Annotated in this window: 25 protein-coding genes and 1 pseudogene; 11 read left to right on the forward strand and 15 right to left on the reverse strand. The window is 71.2% G+C overall.

Annotated features, from left to right (window positions below; genetic code table 11):
* Window positions 1-358: 358 nt before the first annotated feature.
* Window positions 359-1,216 (reverse strand): LLM class F420-dependent oxidoreductase, encoded by an 858-nt coding sequence (locus PUR53_RS22070; RefSeq protein WP_329895540.1) that lies wholly within the window; start codon window positions 1,214-1,216, stop codon window positions 359-361.
* 101 nt (window positions 1,217-1,317) lie between these two features.
* Window positions 1,318-2,187 (reverse strand): serine hydrolase domain-containing protein, encoded by an 870-nt coding sequence (locus PUR53_RS22075; protein ID WP_329909404.1) that lies wholly within the window; start codon window positions 2,185-2,187, stop codon window positions 1,318-1,320.
* 208 nt (window positions 2,188-2,395) lie between these two features.
* Here PUR53_RS22075 and PUR53_RS22080 point away from each other — a divergent pair, with 208 nt between their 5' ends.
* Complete coding sequence (locus tag PUR53_RS22080; RefSeq protein WP_329909579.1) at window positions 2,396-3,937, forward strand: CehA/McbA family metallohydrolase; 1,542 nt, start codon at window positions 2,396-2,398, stop codon at window positions 3,935-3,937.
* 129 nt (window positions 3,938-4,066) lie between these two features.
* Complete coding sequence (locus PUR53_RS22085; RefSeq protein ID WP_329895538.1) at window positions 4,067-4,897, forward strand: SAM-dependent methyltransferase; 831 nt, start codon at window positions 4,067-4,069, stop codon at window positions 4,895-4,897.
* Window positions 4,898-4,930: 33 nt separating this feature from the next.
* Here PUR53_RS22085 and PUR53_RS22090 read toward each other — a convergent pair whose 3' ends face one another.
* Window positions 4,931-5,872, reverse strand: coding sequence for an endonuclease/exonuclease/phosphatase family protein (locus tag PUR53_RS22090; protein WP_329909406.1), 942 nt, complete (start codon window positions 5,870-5,872; stop codon window positions 4,931-4,933).
* Window positions 5,873-5,946: 74 nt separating this feature from the next.
* On the opposite strand from PUR53_RS22090, the gene PUR53_RS22095 reads away from it, so the two are divergent.
* The 3 genes from PUR53_RS22095 to PUR53_RS22105 all read left to right on the forward strand — a co-directional run bounded on the left by PUR53_RS22095 (window position 5,947) and on the right by PUR53_RS22105 (window position 8,035).
* Window positions 5,947-6,342 carry a nitroreductase/quinone reductase family protein gene (locus PUR53_RS22095; protein ID WP_329895536.1) on the forward strand — a complete coding sequence of 132 codons (396 nt, stop codon included), beginning with the start codon at window positions 5,947-5,949 and terminating at the stop codon, window positions 6,340-6,342.
* A 48-nt stretch (window positions 6,343-6,390) separates the two neighbouring features.
* Window positions 6,391-6,723 carry a glyoxalase superfamily protein gene (locus PUR53_RS22100; RefSeq protein WP_329899823.1) on the forward strand — a complete coding sequence of 111 codons (333 nt, stop codon included), beginning with the start codon at window positions 6,391-6,393 and terminating at the stop codon, window positions 6,721-6,723.
* A 334-nt stretch (window positions 6,724-7,057) separates the two neighbouring features.
* Window positions 7,058-8,035 (forward strand): phage baseplate protein, encoded by a 978-nt coding sequence (locus PUR53_RS22105; protein WP_329899824.1) that lies wholly within the window; start codon window positions 7,058-7,060, stop codon window positions 8,033-8,035.
* A 45-nt stretch (window positions 8,036-8,080) separates the two neighbouring features.
* Here PUR53_RS22105 and PUR53_RS22110 read toward each other — a convergent pair whose 3' ends face one another.
* On the reverse strand, window positions 8,081-8,338 hold the full coding sequence (locus PUR53_RS22110; RefSeq protein WP_329909408.1) for a hypothetical protein: 258 nt from the start codon (window positions 8,336-8,338) through the stop codon (window positions 8,081-8,083).
* A 115-nt stretch (window positions 8,339-8,453) separates the two neighbouring features.
* Window positions 8,454-8,888 (reverse strand): ATP-binding protein, encoded by a 435-nt coding sequence (locus tag PUR53_RS22115; RefSeq protein WP_329909409.1) that lies wholly within the window; start codon window positions 8,886-8,888, stop codon window positions 8,454-8,456.
* A gap of 232 nt (window positions 8,889-9,120) precedes the next feature.
* Here PUR53_RS22115 and PUR53_RS22120 point away from each other — a divergent pair, with 232 nt between their 5' ends.
* Window positions 9,121-9,972 (forward strand): helix-turn-helix domain-containing protein, encoded by an 852-nt coding sequence (locus PUR53_RS22120; RefSeq protein WP_329909410.1) that lies wholly within the window; start codon window positions 9,121-9,123, stop codon window positions 9,970-9,972.
* 9 nt (window positions 9,973-9,981) lie between these two features.
* The gene (locus PUR53_RS22125) at window positions 9,982-10,170 is read left to right on the forward strand and encodes a DUF397 domain-containing protein (RefSeq protein WP_329899828.1); all 189 of its coding nucleotides are present in this window, start codon (window positions 9,982-9,984) and stop codon (window positions 10,168-10,170) included.
* A gap of 98 nt (window positions 10,171-10,268) precedes the next feature.
* Here the strand turns inward: PUR53_RS22125 and PUR53_RS22130 are convergent, their stop codons facing one another.
* Window positions 10,269-11,036 carry a class I SAM-dependent methyltransferase gene (locus PUR53_RS22130; protein WP_329899829.1) on the reverse strand — a complete coding sequence of 256 codons (768 nt, stop codon included), beginning with the start codon at window positions 11,034-11,036 and terminating at the stop codon, window positions 10,269-10,271.
* Between the two features lie 218 nt (window positions 11,037-11,254).
* On the opposite strand from PUR53_RS22130, the gene PUR53_RS22135 reads away from it, so the two are divergent.
* The 3 genes from PUR53_RS22135 (at window position 11,255) to PUR53_RS22145 (ending at window position 13,604) form a co-directional block, all read left to right on the forward strand.
* Entirely contained in the window at window positions 11,255-11,911 is a 657-nt protein-coding gene (locus PUR53_RS22135) for a GNAT family N-acetyltransferase (RefSeq protein ID WP_329909411.1), read from the forward strand.
* Window positions 11,912-11,997: 86 nt separating this feature from the next.
* Window positions 11,998-12,927 carry a Vgb family protein gene (locus PUR53_RS22140; protein WP_329909412.1) on the forward strand — a complete coding sequence of 310 codons (930 nt, stop codon included), beginning with the start codon at window positions 11,998-12,000 and terminating at the stop codon, window positions 12,925-12,927.
* 119 nt (window positions 12,928-13,046) lie between these two features.
* Window positions 13,047-13,604, forward strand: a complete 558-nt coding sequence (locus tag PUR53_RS22145) for a hypothetical protein (RefSeq protein WP_329909413.1) — start codon at window positions 13,047-13,049, stop codon at window positions 13,602-13,604.
* A gap of 13 nt (window positions 13,605-13,617) precedes the next feature.
* On the opposite strand, the gene PUR53_RS22150 is transcribed toward PUR53_RS22145, so the two are convergent.
* The 3 genes from PUR53_RS22150 to PUR53_RS22160 form a co-directional block, all read right to left on the reverse strand.
* Window positions 13,618-13,857, reverse strand: coding sequence for a hypothetical protein (locus PUR53_RS22150; protein ID WP_329909415.1), 240 nt, complete (start codon window positions 13,855-13,857; stop codon window positions 13,618-13,620).
* Window positions 13,854-14,216, reverse strand: coding sequence for a hypothetical protein (locus PUR53_RS22155; RefSeq protein WP_329909416.1), 363 nt, complete (start codon window positions 14,214-14,216; stop codon window positions 13,854-13,856). Before PUR53_RS22155 ends, PUR53_RS22150 begins: the two co-directional genes overlap by 4 nt.
* A gap of 83 nt (window positions 14,217-14,299) precedes the next feature.
* Window positions 14,300-14,761 carry a nuclear transport factor 2 family protein gene (locus PUR53_RS22160; protein WP_329909417.1) on the reverse strand — a complete coding sequence of 154 codons (462 nt, stop codon included), beginning with the start codon at window positions 14,759-14,761 and terminating at the stop codon, window positions 14,300-14,302.
* A gap of 87 nt (window positions 14,762-14,848) precedes the next feature.
* Between PUR53_RS22160 and PUR53_RS22165 the strand changes: the two genes are divergently transcribed.
* Complete coding sequence (locus PUR53_RS22165; protein ID WP_329899835.1) at window positions 14,849-15,415, forward strand: TetR/AcrR family transcriptional regulator; 567 nt, start codon at window positions 14,849-14,851, stop codon at window positions 15,413-15,415.
* 34 nt (window positions 15,416-15,449) lie between these two features.
* Here the strand turns inward: PUR53_RS22165 and PUR53_RS22170 are convergent.
* From PUR53_RS22170 to PUR53_RS22195, 6 genes and pseudogenes are all read right to left on the reverse strand, one after another.
* Window positions 15,450-15,587: pseudogene (locus tag PUR53_RS22170) on the reverse strand (mycothiol transferase); the annotation flags it as partial.
* Window positions 15,588-15,623: 36 nt separating this feature from the next.
* Window positions 15,624-16,052 (reverse strand): cytidine deaminase, encoded by a 429-nt coding sequence (locus PUR53_RS22175; protein ID WP_329899836.1) that lies wholly within the window; start codon window positions 16,050-16,052, stop codon window positions 15,624-15,626.
* A 4-nt stretch (window positions 16,053-16,056) separates the two neighbouring features.
* Complete coding sequence (locus PUR53_RS22180) at window positions 16,057-16,599, reverse strand: AAA family ATPase (RefSeq protein ID WP_329909418.1); 543 nt, start codon at window positions 16,597-16,599, stop codon at window positions 16,057-16,059.
* A complete protein-coding gene (locus tag PUR53_RS22185; RefSeq protein ID WP_329899838.1) occupies window positions 16,599-17,162 on the reverse strand; it encodes a hypothetical protein in 564 nt (187 codons plus the stop codon). Before PUR53_RS22185 ends, PUR53_RS22180 begins: the two co-directional genes overlap by 1 nt.
* 140 nt (window positions 17,163-17,302) lie before the next feature.
* Window positions 17,303-18,736: an aldehyde dehydrogenase family protein gene (locus tag PUR53_RS22190; RefSeq protein ID WP_329909580.1), complete on the reverse strand. Its 1,434-nt coding sequence runs from the start codon at window positions 18,734-18,736 to the stop codon at window positions 17,303-17,305.
* Between the two features lie 74 nt (window positions 18,737-18,810).
* Entirely contained in the window at window positions 18,811-20,625 is a 1,815-nt protein-coding gene (locus tag PUR53_RS22195) for an N-acyl-D-amino-acid deacylase family protein (protein ID WP_329909419.1), read from the reverse strand.

The following is a 20,625-nucleotide window of genomic DNA, read 5'->3' on the forward strand; positions in this document are numbered from 1 at the left end:
AGGCTCTGGAAGCTGACATCCGGACCTGGGTCAAGCACTGGAACGAAGACCCCAAGCCGTTCATCTGGACCAAGACCGCCGAAGAAATCCTCGACTCCCTCGCCCGCCTCTGCCGACGGATCTCCGGCGCAGGACACTAGCTCGGGGGTGCGGGTTTCGTCGGCGGGTGCGGGTCCGGGACTTCTCGCGCAGTTTCCCGCGCCCCTGAAAAGCAGGGGCTGCGCCCCGTGCTTTTCACCGCCCCACCCGGCCACCGTCTTCCAGGACCGCAGGGGCCTGGGCTTTTAGGGGCGCGGGGAACTGCGCGAGAAGCCCCACTCACCCGCAGTCGCCAACGAGACCCGCACCCCATGCCCCCTCAGGCGCCGTCCCCCAGGAACACCGCGTACTCGTCCAGCAGCCCCAGCACCTCCGCCTCCCCCGCCGGGGGCAACTGCACCACGGCCTCCTCGATGCCCAGCTCCGCGTAGTACGCCAGCTTCCCCGCACTCGGCTGCACGGCATACGGCACGACCTGCAAGCCCGCCGGATCGCGCCCCGCGTCGGCCCACGCCTGCCGCAGCACCGGCAGCGCCTCCCCCAGCCCCCGCCCCCCGATCGGCAGCCACCCGTCCGCGTACTCGGCGATGTGCGCGAACAGCTTCGGCCCGGCGGCCCCGCCGATCAGCGTGCGCGGCCCGACCACCGGCCCGCGCGCCTTCCGCACGGGCTTCGGGTACGCGGAGCTCGCCCGCACGCTCCCGAACTCCCCCTCGTACGCCGTCGGCTCCTCCGCCCACAGCGCCCGCATCAGGGCCATCCGGTCGCGCACCAGCTCCCGCCGGGTGCGCCACTCGACGCCGTGGTCCGCGGCCTCCTCGACGTTCCAGCCGTAGCCGACGCCGAGGGTGAGACGGCCTCCGGAGAGGTGGTCGACGGTCGCGATCTGCTTCGCCAGGTCGATCGGGTCGTGCTGGGCGACCAGGGTGATCCCGGTGCCGAGCCCCAGTCCCTCGGTGACGGCGGCGGCCTGGCCGAGGGCGACGAAGGGGTCGAGGGTGCGGCCGTACTCGCGGGGCAGGTCGCCGCCGGCCGGGTACGGGGTCGTCCGCTCGACGGGGATGTGCGTGTGCTCGGGGAGGTAGAGCCCCGCGAAACCGCGTTGCTCCAGCTCACGGGCGAGCCGGGTCGGAGTGATCGTCTCGTCGGTGAGGAAGATCGTCACGGAGATGCGCATGTGTCATCTCTAGCCCCTCAGGACAGGGATGTCCATACCGACCGGTCGGCACTTAGGGGAGCCGGCCGGTCGGCTGTTCGCACGCATCGGCCGGTCGCCGTTCAGGTGTGTCGGTCGGGTCGAGGTGGCGTGGCCGTGCGCAGGGCGCGCTGGGCGGTGGTGCCCGTGCCGGCGATGTCGCCGAGGCGGTGGACGAGGACCCAGCGGCCGTCGTCGTACGCGACGGCCACGACGGACGAGCCCCGGGTGGCGCCGTCGTGCCACCGGAGGGACGGGCCCCGTTGCCAGGAGGGCGCCGGATCGCCGAACCGGCGTGCCACGAGCAGGGCGACCACCAGGTCCGCCAGCGTCCGGCAGCTGGACCACAGGCCGCCGGCGGGCAGGATCGCGCCGGTCAGCGTCCACAGGGGTCGGGGCCGGCCGAACACATCGCGCGGCACGAGCCGTCGACGCTCCGGCGGACGCGCCGTCATCGCCCCCGCACCCAGCCCGAGCGGCAACAGGACGTGGGTGTCCAGCAGTTGCTGGTACGAGCGGCCCGTCACGGTGGTGAGCGCGAGCCCGAGCACGGCGTAGCCGAGGTTGGAGTACTCCTCCCGGCCCTGCCGTCCGGCCGTCACCCGGTCCAGCTCGCGCAGCGACTCCCGCAGGGCCGTCTCCGTGAAGCCGGCGTACGGGTCGTCGGGCGGGCCGGTGGGCTGCCCGGTGAGCCCGGCGGGCAGCCGGGGCAGGCCCGAGGTGTGCTCGGCGAGGTGCCGGAGGGTGATGCCGGTCCCCCTCGGCACCTCGTCGAGGCACTCCTCCAGCGGGGTGTCGAAGCCCAGTCCCCCGGCCGCCTCCAGCCGGGCCAGGACGGTGCCCGTGAGCACCTTGGTGAGGGAGCCGATCTCCACAAAACGGTCCGCGTCATGGCCGTACGCGACCCGGTCGGTGACACCGGATCCGCCCAGCAGACACGTCGGCGTCCACACGCGCACGCTCCCCCGCTCTCTCGAAAACTGGCGATTCCCTTCCCTTGCCCCACAGTTCACCACCGCATACGAAGGTGGCACGCACCACGCCACGCACCGCGACACATCACCGCACGCACCACGCCACGCACCACGCCACACATCACCACGCACCACCGGCAGCACCACCCACGCCATGTCACTCACGACCGACCTGGGGAGCAGCAGCATGTGCGACGACCACCACGGTGACGGGAACGGACTGGGAAGGCGCGCGCTGTTCGTGACGTCGGCCGCGGCCGCGCTTACGTTGGGAAGCGTGACCTTTGGGACGAGCGGCGCCGACGCCGCGGACGGCGAGCAGGAGACGAGGACGATCCGGGGCACCCTCCCCACCGGATCCCCCGATTTCGTGTACCTGCCGGTCGAGGTACCGGTGGGCGTAAAGGAGTTGAAGGTCTCCTACAGCTACGGGAGAACGACCGTCCCGGCCGGCACCATGGGCAACGCGCTCGACATCGGCGTCTTCGACGAGCGCGGCACCGAACTGGGCGGCAAGGGTTTCCGGGGCTGGTCGGGCGGCGCCCGTACGGAGTTCTTCATCCGGACCGACGAGGCGACGCCGGGCTACCTCCCGGGCCCCGTGCGCCCCGGCACCTGGCACATCGCGCTGGGCCCGTACACGGTGGCACCGGACGGGCTGCCGTACGAGATCACGATCACCCTGACGTACGGACGCCCGGCCCCGGCCGTGCAGCCGGTGTACCCGCCGGAGCGGGCCAAGGGGCGGGGCCGGGCCTGGTACCGGGGCGACTGCCACCTCCACTCCTGGTACTCCGACGGCCGCCGCACCCCCGCCGAGCTGGCGGCGCTCGCGCGGGCCGCAGGGCTGGACTTCATCAACAGCTCGGAGCACAACACCCAGTCCGCGCACGCCCATTGGGCCGAGCACGCGGGTGACGACCTGCTGATCATGCTGGGCGAGGAGGTCACCACGCGCAACGGGCACGTGGTGGCGCTCGGCGTCGACCCGGGCACGTTCGTCGACTGGCGCTACCGGGCGCGGGACAACCGGTTCGGCAAGTACGCGCGGCAGATCCGGCGTGCCGGGGGCCTGGTCGTCCCGGCCCATCCGCACGCCACCTGCATCGGCTGCAACTGGAAGTTCGGCTTCGGCGAGGCCGACGCGGTGGAGGTGTGGAACGGGGCGTACTCGCCGGAGGACGAGGTGGCGCTCGCCGACTGGGACGGCATGCTCGTCGCGGGCGTGCGCGAGGGCCGCCGGGACTGGATCCCGGCGATGGGCAACAGCGACGCGCACCGCGACCCCGACCCCGTCGGCCGCCCCCAGACGGTCGTCCTGGCCGACGAGTTGAGCCGGGAGGCGATCCAGGAGGGGTTGCGGGCGGGCCGCTCGTACGTCGCCGAGTCCAAGGACGTGTCCGTGGCGTTCACGGCGTCCGGGACGCGGGGCGAGCACGCGGGCATCGGTGAACGGTTGAAGGTGGACGCCGACACCCCGGTCACCGTCCGCCTGGAGGCGACGGGCTCCGCGGGCTGCGTCATCCGCTTCGTCACCGACCAGGGCGTCCTGTTCACCTCGCCCGCGATCCCGGACTCCGGTACGGGCTCGGCGGAGTGGCGTACGACGGCCTCGTACGCGGCGTACGTCCGCGCCGAGGTCCGCCGGCCCCCGGTCGTGCCGGGGTTCCCGGGCCCGCTGGCGGCCTTCACCAACCCGATCTTCCTGGGGCGGCGCCTGGGCCTGTAATAGCAGCCACCCGGAAGTCAGGGGGAACCCGCGTACGAAACAACTGTGTTGGGCCTTAGGTTTGGCTCGACACAGTACGTGCGTCTGTCTGGATGACGACGCATCTGCATGGCCAAGGAGACGGCGCCCATGACCGACAACGCGACGACGCCCGACCCGGCGGTGGCTTCGACGGCGAAGGAGAAGGTCGACACCTCGGTGCCCGCCTCCGCCCGCATCTGGAACTACTGGCTGGGCGGCAAGGACAACTACCCGGTGGACGAGGCGGCGGGCGACGCGTACGCCGGCGCCTTCCCCGGCATCGTGACCATCGCGCGCAGCAGCCGCGCGTACCTGCGCCGCAGCATCCGGCACCTGGTGGAGGTGGAGGGCGTCCGGCAGTTCCTGGACGTCGGCACGGGGCTGCCCACGGCCGACAACACCCACCAGGTCGCCCAGCGCAGCGCGCCGGACGCGCGGATCGTCTACGTCGACAACGACCCGATGGTCCTCGCGCACGCCCGCGCGCTGCTGTACTCCTCGCCCGAGGGCGCCACCGCGTACGTCGACGCCAGCCTCTACGAGCCCGAGCGCATCCTGGAGGCCGCGGCGGCGACGCTGGACCTGTCCCGGCCGACGGCGCTGATCCTCAGCGGCATCCTGGGGCACGTCAGCTCGTACGAGGAGGCCCGTGACATCGTCCGCCGCCTGCTCGCCGGCCTGCCCTCCGGCAGCTACCTCAACATCAACGAGGGGTCCCGGGGCACCGACCCGGACTACGAGCGCGCCCAGGACGCCTACAACGAGACGGGCGCCGTCCCGTACTTCCTGCGCCCGATCGACCAGATCACCGGCTACTTCGACGGCCTCGACCTGCTCGACCCGGGCGTCGTCTCCGTACCCCTGTGGCACCCGGACGACACGACGCAGGGCGAGCCGAAGCCGATCGGGCAGCACGGCGGGGTGGGCCGGAAGCGGTAGGGGGTGAGGGGCGGTGGAAGCGGCCGGGGGCCTTCAGCGCGCCCCGGCCTGACCACCGGTTCCGGGCCGACCGCCGGTATCGGGCCGACCGTCGGCTTCGGACCCACCCCCGTCCGGCAGGTCCGCCAGGTCGGTGGAGTCGGCCAAGTCCGTGACGACTGCTGTGTGGTCGGAGGGCCAGGTGCCGTCGACGGGGGTGTCGCCTGCTCTGCGGACGGCGCGTACGTGGCCGAGGCCGTCGGGGCCCGGCGGTCCGACGTGGATGTAGTCGACCCGTACGCTCGGCCCGTGCGAACCGGCGACGTACGGGTTGGCGAGGTCCCAGGTGGCCGACGGGGCGCCCGGTTCGGCGTACTCCCAGACGTCGAAGAAGTACTGTCCGGGCACGGCGGGCGCGGTCTTGTAGCCGCCGAACAGCCGGACCTCGTCGGAGTCGGGCCAGGCGTTGAAGTCACCGGTGATCACGGGCGGGTGGCCGGTGCCGCCCCGGTGCCGGGCCACGAACTCGGCCAGCGCGGTGACCTGGCGGCAGCGCTGCGCGGACCCGTCGGTCTCGGAGCTGAGGTGGGCGGTGAAGAACGGCACGGGCGCGCCCGGCGCGTCGAGGAGGGCGTACAGCGCGCCACGCCCGCTACCGCCCTCCGCTGTCGGCAGCCCGATGGCGTCCCGCTCCAGGACGGGCCACCGGCTCAGCACGGCGACACCGATCCCGACACCGGGGTCCTGGATCCGCCGCTGCCAGCGCTCGGGGTCGCCGTACTCGCCCCAGGTCCAGTGCATGCCGAGTTCCCGGGCGAGCCAACCTGCCAGGTTCTCCCGGTTCGTGCCGCTCGCCTCTCCCTCCCCCTCCTGCTCCCAGACCTCCTGCAACCCGACGACATCGGGGCGCAGTTCACGCAGCACGGCGAGGATCGCCTTCTGCCGCTCCTGCCACGGCCCGAACCGCCACCACAGGTTCCACGTCACGACCCGCACCGACCACCCACCACCTTCGCCCCGCACCCGTTCCTGTACTCCGTACCTCCCACGCCCCGAGGAGAACCACGCCGATGTCCCGCGAAACGGATCGCAAGCAGCGCGTCGTGACGGCCTTCCAGCGCCACGTCGCCAACCCGCTCCTGCGCAGGGTGCCGCTCCAGACCGTCCTGGAGACCACCGGCCGCACCTCCGGCCTGCCCCGCCGCACCCCCATCGGCGGCCGCCGCGTCGGCGACACGTTCTGGCTCGTCTCCGAGTACGGCGAGAAGTCCCACTACATCCGCAACATCAAGGCCGACCCGTCGGTCCGCGTCCGCATCCGGGGCCGCTGGCACGAGGGCACGGCCCACCTGCTCCCCGACGACGACCCGGTGGCCCGCCTGCGCACCCTGCCCCGCATGAACAGCGCGGCGGTACGGGTGCTCGGGGCGGAGTTGCTGACGGTGCGGGTGGATCTACGCGGCTAGTGCCGCATCAGGCAACGTTCGCCCTGGACGGTCTGCGACGATGGCGCCATGGACGAGGAAGCCATTCCCATTCTTCGCGTCGAGGACGCTGCGGCGGCGGTCGCGTGGTACGAGCGACTGGGCTTCGTCAAGCAGTGGGAGCACCGCTTCGAACCGGGACTTCCCGCGTTCGTCGAGATCGCCCGGGGCGGGGTGCGGTTGTTCTTGTCGGAGCACAAGGGAGATGCCCGCCCTGACACGTTGGTCTACCTCCGCATGCGTGATGTCGAGGCCGTCGCCTCCGAGTTCGGTGTGCAGGCGAAGGACGCTCCGTGGGCGCGTGAGATTGAGCTGCGCGACCCTGACGGCAACCGGCTTCGGATCGGCACGCCAACGGAATGACACTCGCCTGCAGCGCGCGGCAGGGAAGCTGTGCCGGTGGCTGAGCAAGTGCGCGTCCGCGCTCGTGCTCGACAACTTCTCCCCGCACCTGACCACGAAGAAGGACAGCCGGGTCGGCGACTGGGCCGCGGCCGACAACGTCGAGTTCGCCTGCACGAGGAACCGTTCGGCAGACGGCAGATGACCCGCGCACGGCCCTGGACGACACCGTTTCGCTCCCGTGGCCCTGGGAAGCCGAGCCCCAGCTGTCCCCCGGGGCCCGGCACGTCCCACGGCCCCCGCGACGGATAGCATCTCCTGTTCCTCCCCCCACCTACGTATTTGGAGTCCCCCCGTGAACCGCACCCCTGGCTTCCCTCTCTCCCGCCGCGGCCTCATACGCACCGGCGCCGGCGCCTCGCTCGCGGCGCTCGGGCTGGGCGTCGGCGCGCAGACCGCCTCCGCCGCGGTGGCCGCCACCAAGCGGTTCGATCTCACACAGCCGTCGTACGACCTGTTCCGGTCCAAGGACACGCACGGAGCGCGGGTCCAGCAGAGCTTCGCCTTCGACTGGGAGAACAAGTTCCTGTTCGTGGCGACCAAGCGGAGCGGAAGCACCGAGGCCGACGGCGACCTGTGCATCAACAAGATGGACTTCGACGGGAACTACCTGTCGTACATGCACCTCAACGGCTTCGGCCACGGCGTTGCCTTCGCCGCGCTGCCGCACGGTTCCAGCACCGAGCTGTGGATCGAGTGCGCCGCGAACACCAAGGGGTACGGCACCGCGCTCGCGCCCATCACCTACCAGGCCAACACCACCCTGGGCTCGCCGGCCGGCTCGGCCGCCTACCGGCCGATCTCCGGGGCCACCGAGTACACCTGCTCCGCCGATCCGGTCCACGACCGCATGATCGTGCGCTACCACACCAGCTCCGGCAAGCGCATCGCCGTGTACCCCCTGTCCGCCTTCCGGACGGGCAGCTTCGGCTCGCCGCTGGTCGACTTCGCACAGCCGGCGATCTCCGGCACCCCGCAGGGCTACGCCCTCTACGGCTCGTACATGTACTACCTGACGGGTGACGCGTACCCCGGCGACGGCAGCCCCGTCGGCGACGGCAACACCTACATCACCAGCATCGACATCAACACGGGCACCGTGAAGCAGGGCCCCGTCCTCAGCAAGGCCGGTTCCACCCTCCACCACCGAGAGCCCGAGGGCCTGGCGGTCTACCGCACCGACGCCGGCGAGACCCGCCTCTTCATCGGCTTCGCCACCGGCGTGGAGGGCGACCGGCGCTCCAGCATCTTCTACAAGAATGCGCTGGTCTGACCCATGTCCGTGCTGAGCCCGGGGAGTTCGCGGGTGCGATCCCGGTCAGGCCTCCTCGGGCTCCAGCTCGAACGTGAAGTAGATGCTCAGCGTGTAGGGCTCGTCCTCGTCGTGCGCGAAGTCCCATGACACGTCCACGAGGAAGACGTCGTGCTCCCCCACCCACTCCTGGGCCTTCCTGAAGGCGTCGGCGGCGGTCGTGGCGGGAAACAGCTTCCTCGCCATGGGATGCACCTGGGACTCGGCGTCCGTGTCGTCGAAGCCCTCCGGAACGGCCAGGCAGAGATCGGGATCGATTTCCATGGCGTACGCCCTTTCCGGTCGGTCGCTGGGACGAGTCGGGCGGAGGCCGACCCTCCGATCACGGCGTTCGGGTGACGCCGCCGGGTAAGACCGCCGCACCCCCGGACCGGTTGCTTCAGCCCGCTACGGCGCCGCAGTCGACCCACAACAACTTCCCGCCCCGCGAGACGCCGAGGTCGCGCAGCACGGACACGCCCCGATCCTCGGAGCAGGCCCGTACGAGACAGAGCCCCCGGCCGCGTTCCGCGTCGCCGTGGACCTCGACGCGTTCGCACCCCGCTTCGAACCCGGGCGGCACCCGCCAGTCCCGGTCCCACACCCCCACTCGCAGCCGCCCGCCGATCCCCACCGCCCTCAGCGCGTACTCCCTCGTGGTGTGCTGATGGGCGTTCGTCAGCAACTCCGTCGCCAACAACTCCGCGACCGGGCCGAGTTCCGCCAGGTCATGCGCCGCCAGCACGGCCCGCAGGGTGGCACGGCCCACGCCGGGGGAGCGCGGGTCGCGGGGAAGGCGCAAGGTGTAGTCGAGCGACGGCGATACGGTGGCCATGGAAGTCTCCGGTCACTGAGGGGAGTTGGATCGTGTCGTTGAGCAGTCGAAGTCGGGGTCGAGCAGTACCCAGTGGCCGTCGCCGCTCCGTCGAGCGGGGCACTTCTGGGTGGGGCGCCTGAAGACGAAGGTAGCCTGCCCGGCAAAGCCGCTTTGCAAGATTCCAAGGAAATCGATGCGGTTTCCCTCGTGTGAGTGACCCTCAACGACTGGCCGCACCTGGAGGAGCTGCATGACGACCAGGCCGGCGCCGTCAGCCAGGCGCACCCGTGTCGCCACCGAGCTACGGAAACTCCGTGAGCGCGCGGGCATGACCACCACGGAGGCCGCTCGGCAACTGGGCACGAGCACGGGTCAACTCAGCAATGTGGAGTCGGCCCGCTTCGGCGTGAGCGCGGACCGCATCCGCGCCATGGCCCGCGCGTACGACTGCCCCGACCAGGAGTTCGCCGAAGCCCTGGTCGACCTGGCGAGCGATCGGACACGCGGCTGGTGGGAGCAGTACCGCGGGATCCTCCCCGCCGGCCTGCTCGATCTCGCCGAGCTGGAACATCACGCGACCGGCCTGCGAACCGCGTTCACCTCTCACGTGCCGGGGCTGCTGCAGATCTCGGATCACGCACGCGAGATCTTCCGCCATGTGATCCCGGCACCGACTCCACCCGAGGTGGAACACCGTGCGTCCTTCCGGATCAAGCGGCAGGACGTGCTCTACAGATCAGGCGCCGTCCCCTACCGGACCGTCATCCACGAAGCGGCCTTGCGGATGAGGATCGGCGGCGCCTCCGTGGCCCGCGCCCAGTTGCACCACCTCATCGAGATGAGCGAGCGCGAGCACATCACCCTCCGCGTACTCCCCTTCGACGTCGGAGCCTTTCCAGGCTCAGGCCAGTCGATCAACTACGCGTACGGTCCGGTACCGCAACTGGACACCGTCCAACTGGACCAGTTCCACGGCCCCGTACTCCTGGACGCCGAAGCGCACTTGGGGAAGTACCGGCGCCTGCTCGACGTCGTGGAAGGCGTCGCGCTCAGCCCCGCCAAGTCCCGTGACCTGATCCACTCCATCGCCAAAGACCTCTGAGGAGCCCCCATGTCCACACCCCACTGGCAGAAGTCCTCCTACTGCCAAGAAGGCGAAGCCTGCGTCCACATATCCGCCGCCCCCACCACCATCCGCCTGATCGAATCCGCCGACCCCACCCGAACCGCACTCGACACAACCCCCACCGCCTTCGGCGCCCTGCTGCGCTCGCTGAAGGAACGCCGACGTCGCGACTGACAACCTCCGCGTGCTGACGGGCGATCGACATCGAGGGCTCGATGTACTACACAACCTCAAGCAGGCGCTGGCACTGGTGCACGCCTGATACCCGGGAGTCACACCCCCGGCGGCCGACGCGCCACGAACACGAACTCCCTGCCGGGGCGGTCGGGAGCGTCCCGTACGTCCTCCAGCACGTATCCGTGAGCGGCCAGTTCCGTCTCGATCTCGTGCCGCTCGCGGAATCTGAGGGTGGAGTCGGAGGTGAGCTGCGTCTTGTCGCCGCCGCGAGAACGGCCGTCGCCGTCGCCGTCGCCGTCGAAGGTGTAGTGCCAGCGGAAGGTGACCAGTTGGCCGGTGACCTCGGTCAGCTCCACCCAGCTCTCGACCGCGCCGAAGCCCGGCACCTCGGTGACCCCGTACGAGTCCTCGCGATTCCACGCCTCCCAGGCCCGTCTGGCCGGGTCGCGCGTCTCGAAGACCAGACGGCCGCCCGGCCGAAGGGCCTCGCGCGCGGCCGTGAGGGTCCGCCGCCACAGCTCCGGGGCGACGATCGCCTGCGCCACGTTGGCTGTCATCGTGACGAGGTCGACCTGGAGCGGGGGAAGGGCCGTCGCGTCCCCGTGGATCCAACGGACCCGGTCCGCCCCGGGTTTGGCCCGTGCGACGTCGAGGGAGGCGCCGGCCGGGTCGACCCCGACGACCTCCACCCCACGGTCCGCCAGGAGCAGCGCGAACACGCCGGTCCCGCAGCCGATGTCCAGCACCTTCCTAGCGCCGAACTCCTCCGCGAGCAGGAGGTAGGCGTCCAGATCGCCGCGATCGGGGTCGAGCGGGTCGTAGAGCTCGGCCAGCCGCCGGTCGTGGAAGATCTCGTCAGCCATGGGGCCCAACGGTAGTGGGCGAGACCACCAACGACACGGAGGGCGCCCGCAGCCGTACCTCCCTCCCCGCCTCCCTCCCCCGACCGGAATTCACGCGACACGGCACGACCGCTCTGGAACGCTGAGCCGTCGGAGCCCGGGGCCCGGGGCACAGCCACACACCGGGCCCGGAACGCACCATGAAGGCTGTACCGGCACTCGATTGGCTTTGGCGGCAGATGAGTTTCACGCTTGAGGGACCGGTTCTTGAGGGCACACGCGTGCGCCTGGAGCCGTTGGATCACCGCCACGCGGCGGACCTGGCCGTGGCGGCCGAGGAGGACCGGAGTTCGTACCGGTTCACCTGGGTGCCGCGAGCGGCCGAGGTGGAGGCGTACGTCGACGCGCAACTCTCCCGTGCCGCCACCGGGTTACTGGCCCCGTACGCGCAGATCGAGCAGGTGTCGGGGCGGGCGGTCGGGGCGACGGGCTTCCTGGATCCGCGGCTGTGGCCGACGGAGGACGGCGGGCTGTGCGCCATCGAGGTGGGCTACACCTGGCTCGCGGCGTCGGCGCAGGGCACGGGGCTGAACACAGAGGCCAAATACCTCCTGTTCCGGCATGCCTTCGAGCGGTGGGACGTGGCCCGCGTCGATCTGAAGACGGATGCGCGCAACAGCCGTTCGAGGGCGGCGATCGAAGGTGTGGGCGCCCGCTTCGAGGGGGTACTGCGCAACTGGTCCCGCTCCTGGGCGCCGGGGGAGGGCGGACGCCTCCGTGACTCCGCGATCTTCTCGGTCACCGCGGCGGAGTGGCCGGGCTGCCGGGCGGCGCTGGAGGCTCGCCTCGCCCGCGGGGCCGGCGCCGCCTCCCAGCGCGCCCCCGCCGACCACTGACGACTGTCCACCGGCCCGGAACCACCGGGCCACAGCCGACAAGCCCACAGCCCACAGCCCACAGCCACTGAACGAGGTGTCCGAATATGACTTCCCGGCCGACGACCGTGTCCATCACGGAGTTCCCCGTCTCCGACGCCGAGGCGGGGCCCTACGGAATCGCCGCCGGGCCGGACGGCGCGCTGTGGTTCACGCTGGTGCACGCCGGGCGCATCGGCCGCCTCGCGCTCGACGGTGACGTGACGTCGTACGCCCTCGCATCCACGACCGGTGGGCCGTCGGTCCTCACGTCCGGGCCGGACGGGGCGCTGTGGTTCACGGAGTTCCAGGGGCATCGGATCGGGCGGATCAGTACGGCCGGCGAGGTCACGTCCTTCGCGCTGCCGACGCCCGGGGCAGGCCCGTTCGGTATCGCGGTCGGCGCCGACGACGCGTTGTGGTTCACGGAGTCGGGGGCCGACCGGATCGGTCGGATCACGACCGACGGGGAGGTCACCGAGTTCCCGCTCCCGATCACCGGGGCGTTCGCGTCGGCCATCGCGGCCGGGTCGGACGGTCGGCTGTGGTTCACGCTGAACCAGGCGAACGCGATCGGTGCGATCACGCTGGACGGCGAGGTCACGGTCCACCCGCTGCCGACGCCGGGCGCGGCGCCCGTGGGTATCGCCGCCGGTGGTGACGGGGCCCTGTGGTTCGTGGAGATCGGCGCGGGTCGGATCGGGCGGATCACACCGGACGGCAAGATCGACGAGTTCCCGCTGCCGGACCGCGAGTGCCGCCCGCACGCCATCGTCGCCGGCGCCGACGGCGCTTGCTGGTTCACCGAGTGGGGCGCGAACCGCGTCGGCCGGATCACCTACGACGGCCGTCACCCGGAATCGCACGAGATCCACGAGTACGACCTGCCGACGCCCTCCTCGGAGCCCCACGGCATCACCGTGGGCCCGGACGGCGCCGTGTGGACGGCCCTGGAGACAGGCTCCCTGGCCCGCGTAGAGACGCGCTTCCAGGAGTGAGTCACCACCAACCTCAGATTCTCCTCTGAACCCGCCCCGCCGCCTTGTTGCCCCTCTCGCCCCGGTGTCACGATCACGCCCTCGCCCACCACCAACGGGCCGACTGACGGGGGTAGTTCATGTCACGAGCAGCACGCAGGCCGCACCGGGCTCTCGCCACCACCCTGGCGGCCCTCTCGGCGGTCGCGCTCCTCTCCACCACCGCGTGCTCGTCCGAAGCCGGCGGTGACACCAGGGCGGAGGAACGGCAGCCGGGAGGGTCGGTCGAGCAGCCCCGGGCGAAGGCGACCCCGGCCTCCGACGCGAACGAGGACGACACGGCTCACGAGTTGGCGGACGAGGCCCCGGACCCCGTGGCCGACCGCGTCGTCCTGCGTCAGAACAAGACGCGGAACAGCGCGCACCTGGAGTTCGGGGCGGCGAGGAAGGGCGAGGGCAAGGCCCTGACCGTCGCCGTGAACTGCGAGGGTGAGGGCACGATCGAGGTCACACTCCGCCCCACCGGCGCCTGGTTCCCCATGAAGTGCCTCGACGGCGAAGTGACGCGCATCGACAACGAGTTCGCCATCGACGACGCCGACCGCGCCGGCACGATCTCCGTCGCCGCCGCCCCGGGAGTGCTCTGGTCCCTGTCGATGGGCCGGGGCGAACCGTCCGGGCAGGACCTCCCTGACTAGGCCGTTTCCCCACTCAGGAGCAGGAGCGAACCGCGTCGTCCCAGGCGCGGGGGCTGCGGTAGTGGTTCTTGTGCCCCGCGGTGAGTACGTGGCGCAGTTCGGCGAGATGCCGGGTGTTCGTGGGGAGATCCAGCCGGTCGAGGAGGGCCAGTGCGGCAGCCGGTTCCAGGTCACCGGAGAGGTCGTGGAAACTCGTCCGAAGGCCGCAGAAGACGGCTGGATGCAGGGCGGTGCGGTACGTCGGCTCCTTCACCGTCCAGCGCACCGGGCCCGATAGGTGACGGCCTCGACGTCCCGGTCCTCCTCCAGCCGCCGGCGGTAGCCGTCCCACAGCACGTCGGCCGGCAGTGGACCCTCCGCACCCTCGTTCGCGAACCGGATCTCGCACGTGACCCAGTATGCGTCGAGGAGGTCCAGCAGCCCGAAGGCCAACCGAACCCGGTCGGCCGCGCTCAGATCTTCGGCGAACACATCGCCGGCCCAGGAATGCGCCACCTCGTTGGATGTGAGCAGCACCCCCGGCTTCTCGTCGCTCACCCACCCGTCGCGCACCTGGCTGACGCCCTGATCAGCCAGCCAACGCCGCGCCACCTCCACGGCTCGCGTCTCCATCCGGGAAGTATGGCAAGCCGCGCAAGCTCCGAACGAACGGCCCAGCCTGAACCCACCGACTCGGGGCGGCGTGGCGGCGGGCGCTACCGGAGGGGGAAGTCGATTCCGTGCTCGTCCGTGGGCCGGGGGCCGCGGATACGCCGATCGGCTTCAGGGATGGGGACGTCGTTGATGCTCGCCTCGCGGCGCCGCATCAGACCGCGCTCGTCGAACTCCCACAGTTCGTTGCCGTAACTGCGCCACCACTGGCCTTCCGCGTCGTGCCACTCGTACTGGAAGCGGACGGCGATCCGGTCCTCGTGGAACGCCCAGAGGCTCTTGCGCAGCGCGTAATCCAGTTCGCGCTCCCACTTCCGCGTCAGGAAAGCGACGATCTCATCGCGGCCACGGACGAACGTGTCCCGGTTCCGCCACGTCGAGTCCCGCGTGTACGCCGATGCCACTCGGCGGGGATCGCGGGTGTTCCAGGCATCCTCAGCCGCCTGGACCTTCTGCAGGGCCGTCTCCTGTGTGAACGGTGGGTAGGGCGGGCGATCTTCCGACACTGCGGCCTCCTCATATCGAGAACGTGCGTTCTCTACGGACGGAGCCTAAGGTAGGGAACGATCGTTCTCAACGTCAAGGAGCCCCGGATGCCAGCCCCGATCAGCGACGAGCAGAACCGCCTGGACCGCGAAGCGCTGCTCGATGCAGCGGAGAGGCTCTTCTACGAGCGAGGCATCCAGGCGGTCGGGATGGACGAGATCCGTGCGGCATCCGGCCTGCCGCTGAAGCGGATCTACCGGTTCTTCGCGGCCAAGGAGGACCTCGTGGTGGCGATGCTCAGACGTCGCGACCAGCGATGGAGGGGAAACCTGGCCGCCCACGTGGAGCAGGTCCCGGATCCCCGCGAGCGCGTACTCGCGATCTTCGACTGGCTTGCCGAGTGGTTCGCGGAACCCGGCTTCCGCGGATGCGCCTGGATCAACGCCCACGGCGAGCTCGGCCCATCGTCAGAGGCGGTGCTTGCCGAAGTCCGGTCGCACAAGCAGGGGTTCCACGATCAGATCGCGGTGTGGGTGCACGCCATCGGGCTGCCGGTGGCTGAACCGGTCTTCCTGCTTGCCGAAGGAGCCATCGTGACAGCCGGCATCAGTGGCGACCCAGCCCCGGCCCGTCATGCACGGGCCGCCGTCGCAAGGCTGATCGGGACACCTTGACGATCTTCGCCACCGCATGTCCGACCCGGCGCTGTACGCCGGTGGTGCCGTCGATGCGTTCTCGGAGCAGATCGGCGTGGCCGTTGTGGCGGGCGTACTCCTCGATCATGTGGACGTAGATCCAGCGGAGGGTGACGTCCTGGTGCCAGCGGCCGAAGTCGTCGACAGGCAGGGCCTCGCGGCAGGGCGGACGTCGACTGGTGCGGCATCAGGTGTGCTGTTCGGGGACCGCGTCGAGTTGGTGGTCCGCCCAGACGTAGGTCGCGGGCAGCAGGTCGGTGATGGGGACGGTTCGTGCGCGGTCGCCCTCGCCGACGATGACCCCGATCGTGGGGAAGTAGTCGAGCAGGACCTGCCGGCACCGGCCGCACGGCGGCACCACACCTCGGTCGCGGTCGCCCACGGCGACGATCACGTCCAGTTCGTAGGCGCCCTGCGCGGCCGCGGCGCCGATGAGCACCAACTCGGCGCAGGGCCCTCCGGTGAAGTGATAGGCGTTCACGGCGGTGACGATCCGACCGTCCCGGGCGCGGGCCGCGGCGGCCATGGTGTGGTTGTCGCCCCGGCAGCGCGTGCGGGCGACGTGGGCCGCGGCCCGGATGAGTTCGTGGTCGACGGGGTGGGTCTGCGGGGTCATCCGCTCAGCCTCTCCCGCCCACGCGCCCCAGCACCAGCTCCGCCAGCTCGGCCGGGCTCGACTCGCCGTCCAGGAACACCGTGTCGGCGGGGAGGGTGTCGGCCGCGGCCGTGCACACCGCTATGCGGTCCTTGCACCACCGGCGGACCCGTTCGTCCTGCTCGGGGTCGTCCGGGGTGAAGCTACGGCCGTCGATGCGGGCGGTCAGCACGTCCTCGGGGACCCGCAGGAAGAAGTGGTGGAGAGGGATGCCGGCGGCTTCGATCGCGCCGAACACCTCGGCCACGTAGTCGGACTTCACGAGGGTCATCGGCACCAGCACCGTCCGCGGCCCGTACTCCTCCGCCAGCCCCACCAGGAACCCGGCCACCTGCCGCCGCCACAGCCGCAGATCCTGGAAGTCCCCGGTCGGCACCTCCACTATCTCGCGGAGCACGTACCCGATCACCTCCGGATCGAAGACCAGCGCGTCGGGCCACCACCCCCGCAACTCCTCCACCAACGTGCTCTTGCCACTCCCGAAGGCCCCGTTCACCCAGACGATCATCAGCCGACCGTACCCATGTCCTGTCCGGGCCGCACTCCTGTCCGGGCGAAGTCGGCCAGTGCCGTGAAGTCCGGCTCGCGCAGGCCGAGTCGGGGGTCAATGCGGTGCAGCAGGGCGTGGGATCCGTGGCGTCCGGTGACGAAGGTGCGGTCGATCACGCTCAGTTCGTCGTCCACCCACGCGAACGGCCGCCCCGCCGCGTGCTCGACGAGATGCGGGGTCTTCCAGAACAGACCGGCCGGCCAGGACGTCGTGTCGAGCGGCTGGGTCCGCGCCGCCCCCGGCCACTCCACCACCGGCAGTTCCGGCAGCCCCAGCACCGGCCCGATGTACGTGTTCGCCTCGGCGCCCCACGTCGTCGCCCACACCAGGTCGTACAGGCGCCCCAGCTCCCGCAGCCGCCGCCCGTGCTCCTCGTTCAGCCACACCCGCAACGGCTTGACGTACGCCGCCGGCTCGCCCGGATGCTGGTCGAGCCAGCCCTGCGGCTTCATCCGGTGGGTCGAGTACCCGGCGGGCCGCCGCTCCGGCTTCGCCGCGTACGGGTTCAAGGGCCCGTCCACGTCCAGATAGAGCAGCGGACGCCGCCCAGCCCCACCAGCTCCGCCAGCCCCACCCGACCTACCCGTCCCACCCGATCCACCCGACCCACTCATCCAGCCATCATCACCTCAGCCGCGCGCCGAAGGGAGAGGGCATCGGCTCACCCCGGCCAGACGATCGCCTGCGTCTCGCTGTACGCGTGCAGCGCGTACGAGCCCACGTCGCGTCCCACTCCGCTCTGCTTGAAGCCGCCGAACGGCGCCTCCATGTTGCGGCCGACCGTGTTCACGCCCACGCCGCCCGCCCGCAGGCGCCGGGCCACCCGGAAGGCGCGGGCGACGTCGCCGGACCAGACGTAGTCGATGAGGCCGTAGTCGCTGTCGTTGGCGAGGGCGACCGCTTCGTCCTCGTCGTCGAAGGGGAGGACGACGACGACCGGCCCGAAGATCTCCTCGCGGACGACCCGCATGTCGGGGGTACAGTCCGCCAGCAGGGTCGGCGCCACCCAGAAACCCCGTTCGTACGGCGGCCGTTCACCCCCCGCCACCACCCGCGCCCCCTCCTTGCGGCCCAGCTCGACGTACGACTCGACGCGGTCGCGGTGGGCCGCCGAGATCACCGGCCCGACCACCGTGCCCGGCGCGCGCGGGTCGCCCACCGGCAACCGGGCGGCGTAGGCGGCCAGTTGGCTCACCAGCCGGTCGTACACCCCGCGCTGCGCGATCACTCGCGTCGGCGCCGTGCAGATCTGCCCGCTGTAGAAGGTGAAGGTGGTGGCGATGCCGGCGACGGCCGCGCCCAGGTCCGCGTCGTCGAAGACGACCGCCGCGCCCTTCCCGCCCAGCTCCATCAGCTGGCGCTTCATCCCGCGCCCGCACACCTCCGCGATCCGCCGCCCGATCGCCGACGAGCCGGTGAAGCTCACCATGTCGACGTCCGGTGAGTCCACGGCGGCCTCACCGACGTCCGCCCCCGACCCGCCCACCACGTTCACCACACCCGGCGGAACACCGGCGGCCTCCAGGGCCTCCGCCATACGGTGGACGGAGAGCGGGTCCTGCGGGGCCGGTTTCACGACCACCGTGTTGCCCATGGCGAGGGCGGGGGCGATCTTCCCGGCCGGGTTGGCCCAGGGGTTGTTGTACGAGGTGATGCAGGTGACCACGCCCACGGGCTGGCGTACAGCGAGGGCGCCCATCACGGCCGCCTTCCCGAAGGGCCCGGCCTCGTTGATCTGAGGCGCGATCGGCTCCTCCACCGGCTCCACGCGCGCGTACCGCTGGAACCGGGCGGCGCCCACCCCGACCTGCATGCCCCGCGCCGTCCCGGTCGTCGCACCGCTCTCGGCCTGCGCGAGCGCGGCGTACGGGACGAGGTGGCGTCGTATGTGGTCCGCCGTACGGGCGAGGATCGCGGCCCGCTCGGCGGCGGGCGTCCTCGACCACGGGCCGAAGGCCTCCCGGGCGGCGGCGGCCGCCGCGTGCACCTGTTCCCGTGAGGCCTCCGGCGCCCACCCGACGACCTCCTCCGTCGCCGGGTCGACCACCTCGTAGTGCCCGCCGTCGGGCTCCACCCAGGAGCCCCCGATGAACAGCCGCCGCTGCGAGGACTTCTCCGACGCCCCCTCCGAGGACTTCTGCGACGCGCCCTCCGAAGACTCCGGCCGGCTCACCGCGTACTCACCGTCCGCGTGTCCCGCCCGCTGCGCAGCACCTTGCCGGGCACGGCGCCCGTCACCACGTCGTCGCGGATCGCCTCGACGCCGTTGACCCAGACCGCCCGTACGCCGATCGCCTTGGAGTCGAGGCGCGGGCTGTCACCCGGCAGGTCGTGCACCAGGGTGGCCTTGCCGGCGTCGACGCGCTCCGGGTCGAAGAGGACGAGGTCCGCATGCCACCCCTCCCGCACCTGCCCCCGTTCCCGCAGACCGAAGAGACGCGCGGGGTCGTCCGTCAGCATCTTCACCGCTTGCTCCAGCCCGACGAGCTTGCGGCCGCGCAGACAGTCGCCGATGAACCGGGTGGTGTACGGGGCGCCGCACATGCGGTCCAGATGGGCGCCCGCGTCGGAGCCGCCGAGGAGGACGTCCTCGTGCCGCCAGGTCTCGGCGCGCAGGGTCCAGGAGTCGGGGTCGTTGTCGGTGGGCATGGGCCACAGGACCGTACGGAGATCGTCGGCGGCGCAGATCTCCACCAGGCACTCGAACGGCTCCTGCCCCCGCTCGGCGGCGATGTCCCGCACGACGCGCCCGGTGAGGCCCTCGTTCGCCTCGCTGTAGGTGTCCCCGATGACGTACCGGCCGAAGTTGGCGAGCCGCCGGAAGACGCCCGCCTCCTTGGAGTCCGCCCGGCGCAGCATCTCCGCCCGCACCCCGGGGTCGCGCAGGCGCGCGATCCGCTCGGGCACCGGCAGGCCCAGGATCGGCCCCCAGCCGGGGATCAGGTTCAGCGCGCAGAACGTGCCCAGCGACATGTTCATCGGGGTGAGGATCGGCATGGTCAGGGCGACGACCCGACCGCCCGCTTTGCGGGCCCGCTCGCTCGCCTCCAGCTGCCGCGGTACGCGTTCGGGGACGGCCGAGTCGATGGTGAGGACGTTCCAGTTGAGGGGGCGCCCGGCCACCGCGCTCATCTCGACGAAGAGGTCGATCTCGTCGTCGCTGAACTGGTCCAGGCAGCCGGCGACGATCGCCTCGATCTGGGTTCCCTCGTGCTCGCCCACCGCCCGCGACAGCGCGATCAGTTCGGCGGGTTTCGCGTGCCGTGAAGCGACCGGCTGCCCGTCGCCGTCGCTGTGCGTCGAGGACTGCGTGGTCGACAGCCCCCAGGCGCCCGCCTCCATCGCCTCGTGGAACAGCCGTAGCATGGCGTCCAGTTGCTCGGCGCTCGGCTGCCCGCCGATGGCGTCGGGCCCCATCACATACCGCCGCAGCGCGCAGTGCCCCACCATGAACCCGGCGTTGACCGCGATCCGCCCTTCGAGCGCGTCCAGATACTCCCCGAAGCCACTCCAGGTCCAGGGCGCCCCCTCCTCCAGCGCGACGAGCGACATCCCCTCGACCTTGGACATCATCCGCCGCGTGTAGTCCGCGTCCTCGGGCCGGTCGGGGTGGAGCGGCGCGAGTGTGAACCCGCAGTTCCCGCCGGCGACGGTGGTCACCCCGTGGTTGAGGGACGGCGTCGCGTACGGGTCCCAGAACAACTGCGCGTCGTAGTGCGTGTGCGGGTCGACGAACCCGGGCGCGAGCACGAGCCCGGCCGCGTCCTCGGACGTGCGGGCCTCTTCGGTCACGCTCCCGATGACGGCGATACGGCCGTCCCGTATCCCGACATCGGCGGTGTACGCGGGAGCCCCGGTCCCATCGACGACGGTCACACCTTTGATGACATGGTCGAGCACGACTCGCTCCTTCCGGGTGCCTGGTAAGAACTGGGTGCCCTTGACGCTCTTAGGGGCGCGGGGAACTGCGCGACCAGCCCCCAC

The organism is Streptomyces sp. SP18BB07, from assembly GCF_036322545.1.
Lineage (GTDB): Bacteria > Actinomycetota > Actinomycetes > Streptomycetales > Streptomycetaceae > Streptomyces > Streptomyces deccanensis.

Bases quoted from the DNA above. Each gene is read 5' to 3' on its own strand.
- PUR53_RS22070 (WP_329895540.1), bottom strand. From the start codon at position 1,216: ATGCGCATCTCCGTGACGATCTTCCTCACCGACGAGACGATCACTCCG.
- PUR53_RS22080 (WP_329909579.1), top strand. From the start codon at position 2,396: ATGTGCGACGACCACCACGGTGACGGGAACGGACTGGGAAGGCGCGCG.
- PUR53_RS22085 (WP_329895538.1), top strand. From the start codon at position 4,067: ATGACCGACAACGCGACGACGCCCGACCCGGCGGTGGCTTCGACGGCG.
- PUR53_RS22095 (WP_329895536.1), top strand. From the start codon at position 5,947: ATGTCCCGCGAAACGGATCGCAAGCAGCGCGTCGTGACGGCCTTCCAG.
- PUR53_RS22100 (WP_329899823.1), top strand. From the start codon at position 6,391: ATGGACGAGGAAGCCATTCCCATTCTTCGCGTCGAGGACGCTGCGGCG.
- PUR53_RS22110 (WP_329909408.1), bottom strand. From the start codon at position 8,338: ATGGAAATCGATCCCGATCTCTGCCTGGCCGTTCCGGAGGGCTTCGAC.
- PUR53_RS22115 (WP_329909409.1), bottom strand. From the start codon at position 8,888: ATGGCCACCGTATCGCCGTCGCTCGACTACACCTTGCGCCTTCCCCGC.
- PUR53_RS22120 (WP_329909410.1), top strand. From the start codon at position 9,121: ATGACGACCAGGCCGGCGCCGTCAGCCAGGCGCACCCGTGTCGCCACC.
- PUR53_RS22125 (WP_329899828.1), top strand. From the start codon at position 9,982: ATGTCCACACCCCACTGGCAGAAGTCCTCCTACTGCCAAGAAGGCGAA.
- PUR53_RS22130 (WP_329899829.1), bottom strand. From the start codon at position 11,036: ATGGCTGACGAGATCTTCCACGACCGGCGGCTGGCCGAGCTCTACGAC.
- PUR53_RS22135 (WP_329909411.1), top strand. From the start codon at position 11,255: ATGAGTTTCACGCTTGAGGGACCGGTTCTTGAGGGCACACGCGTGCGC.
- PUR53_RS22140 (WP_329909412.1), top strand. From the start codon at position 11,998: ATGACTTCCCGGCCGACGACCGTGTCCATCACGGAGTTCCCCGTCTCC.
- PUR53_RS22145 (WP_329909413.1), top strand. From the start codon at position 13,047: ATGTCACGAGCAGCACGCAGGCCGCACCGGGCTCTCGCCACCACCCTG.
- PUR53_RS22155 (WP_329909416.1), bottom strand. From the start codon at position 14,216: ATGGAGACGCGAGCCGTGGAGGTGGCGCGGCGTTGGCTGGCTGATCAG.
- PUR53_RS22165 (WP_329899835.1), top strand. From the start codon at position 14,849: ATGCCAGCCCCGATCAGCGACGAGCAGAACCGCCTGGACCGCGAAGCG.
- PUR53_RS22175 (WP_329899836.1), bottom strand. From the start codon at position 16,052: ATGACCCCGCAGACCCACCCCGTCGACCACGAACTCATCCGGGCCGCG.
- PUR53_RS22180 (WP_329909418.1), bottom strand. From the start codon at position 16,599: ATGATCGTCTGGGTGAACGGGGCCTTCGGGAGTGGCAAGAGCACGTTG.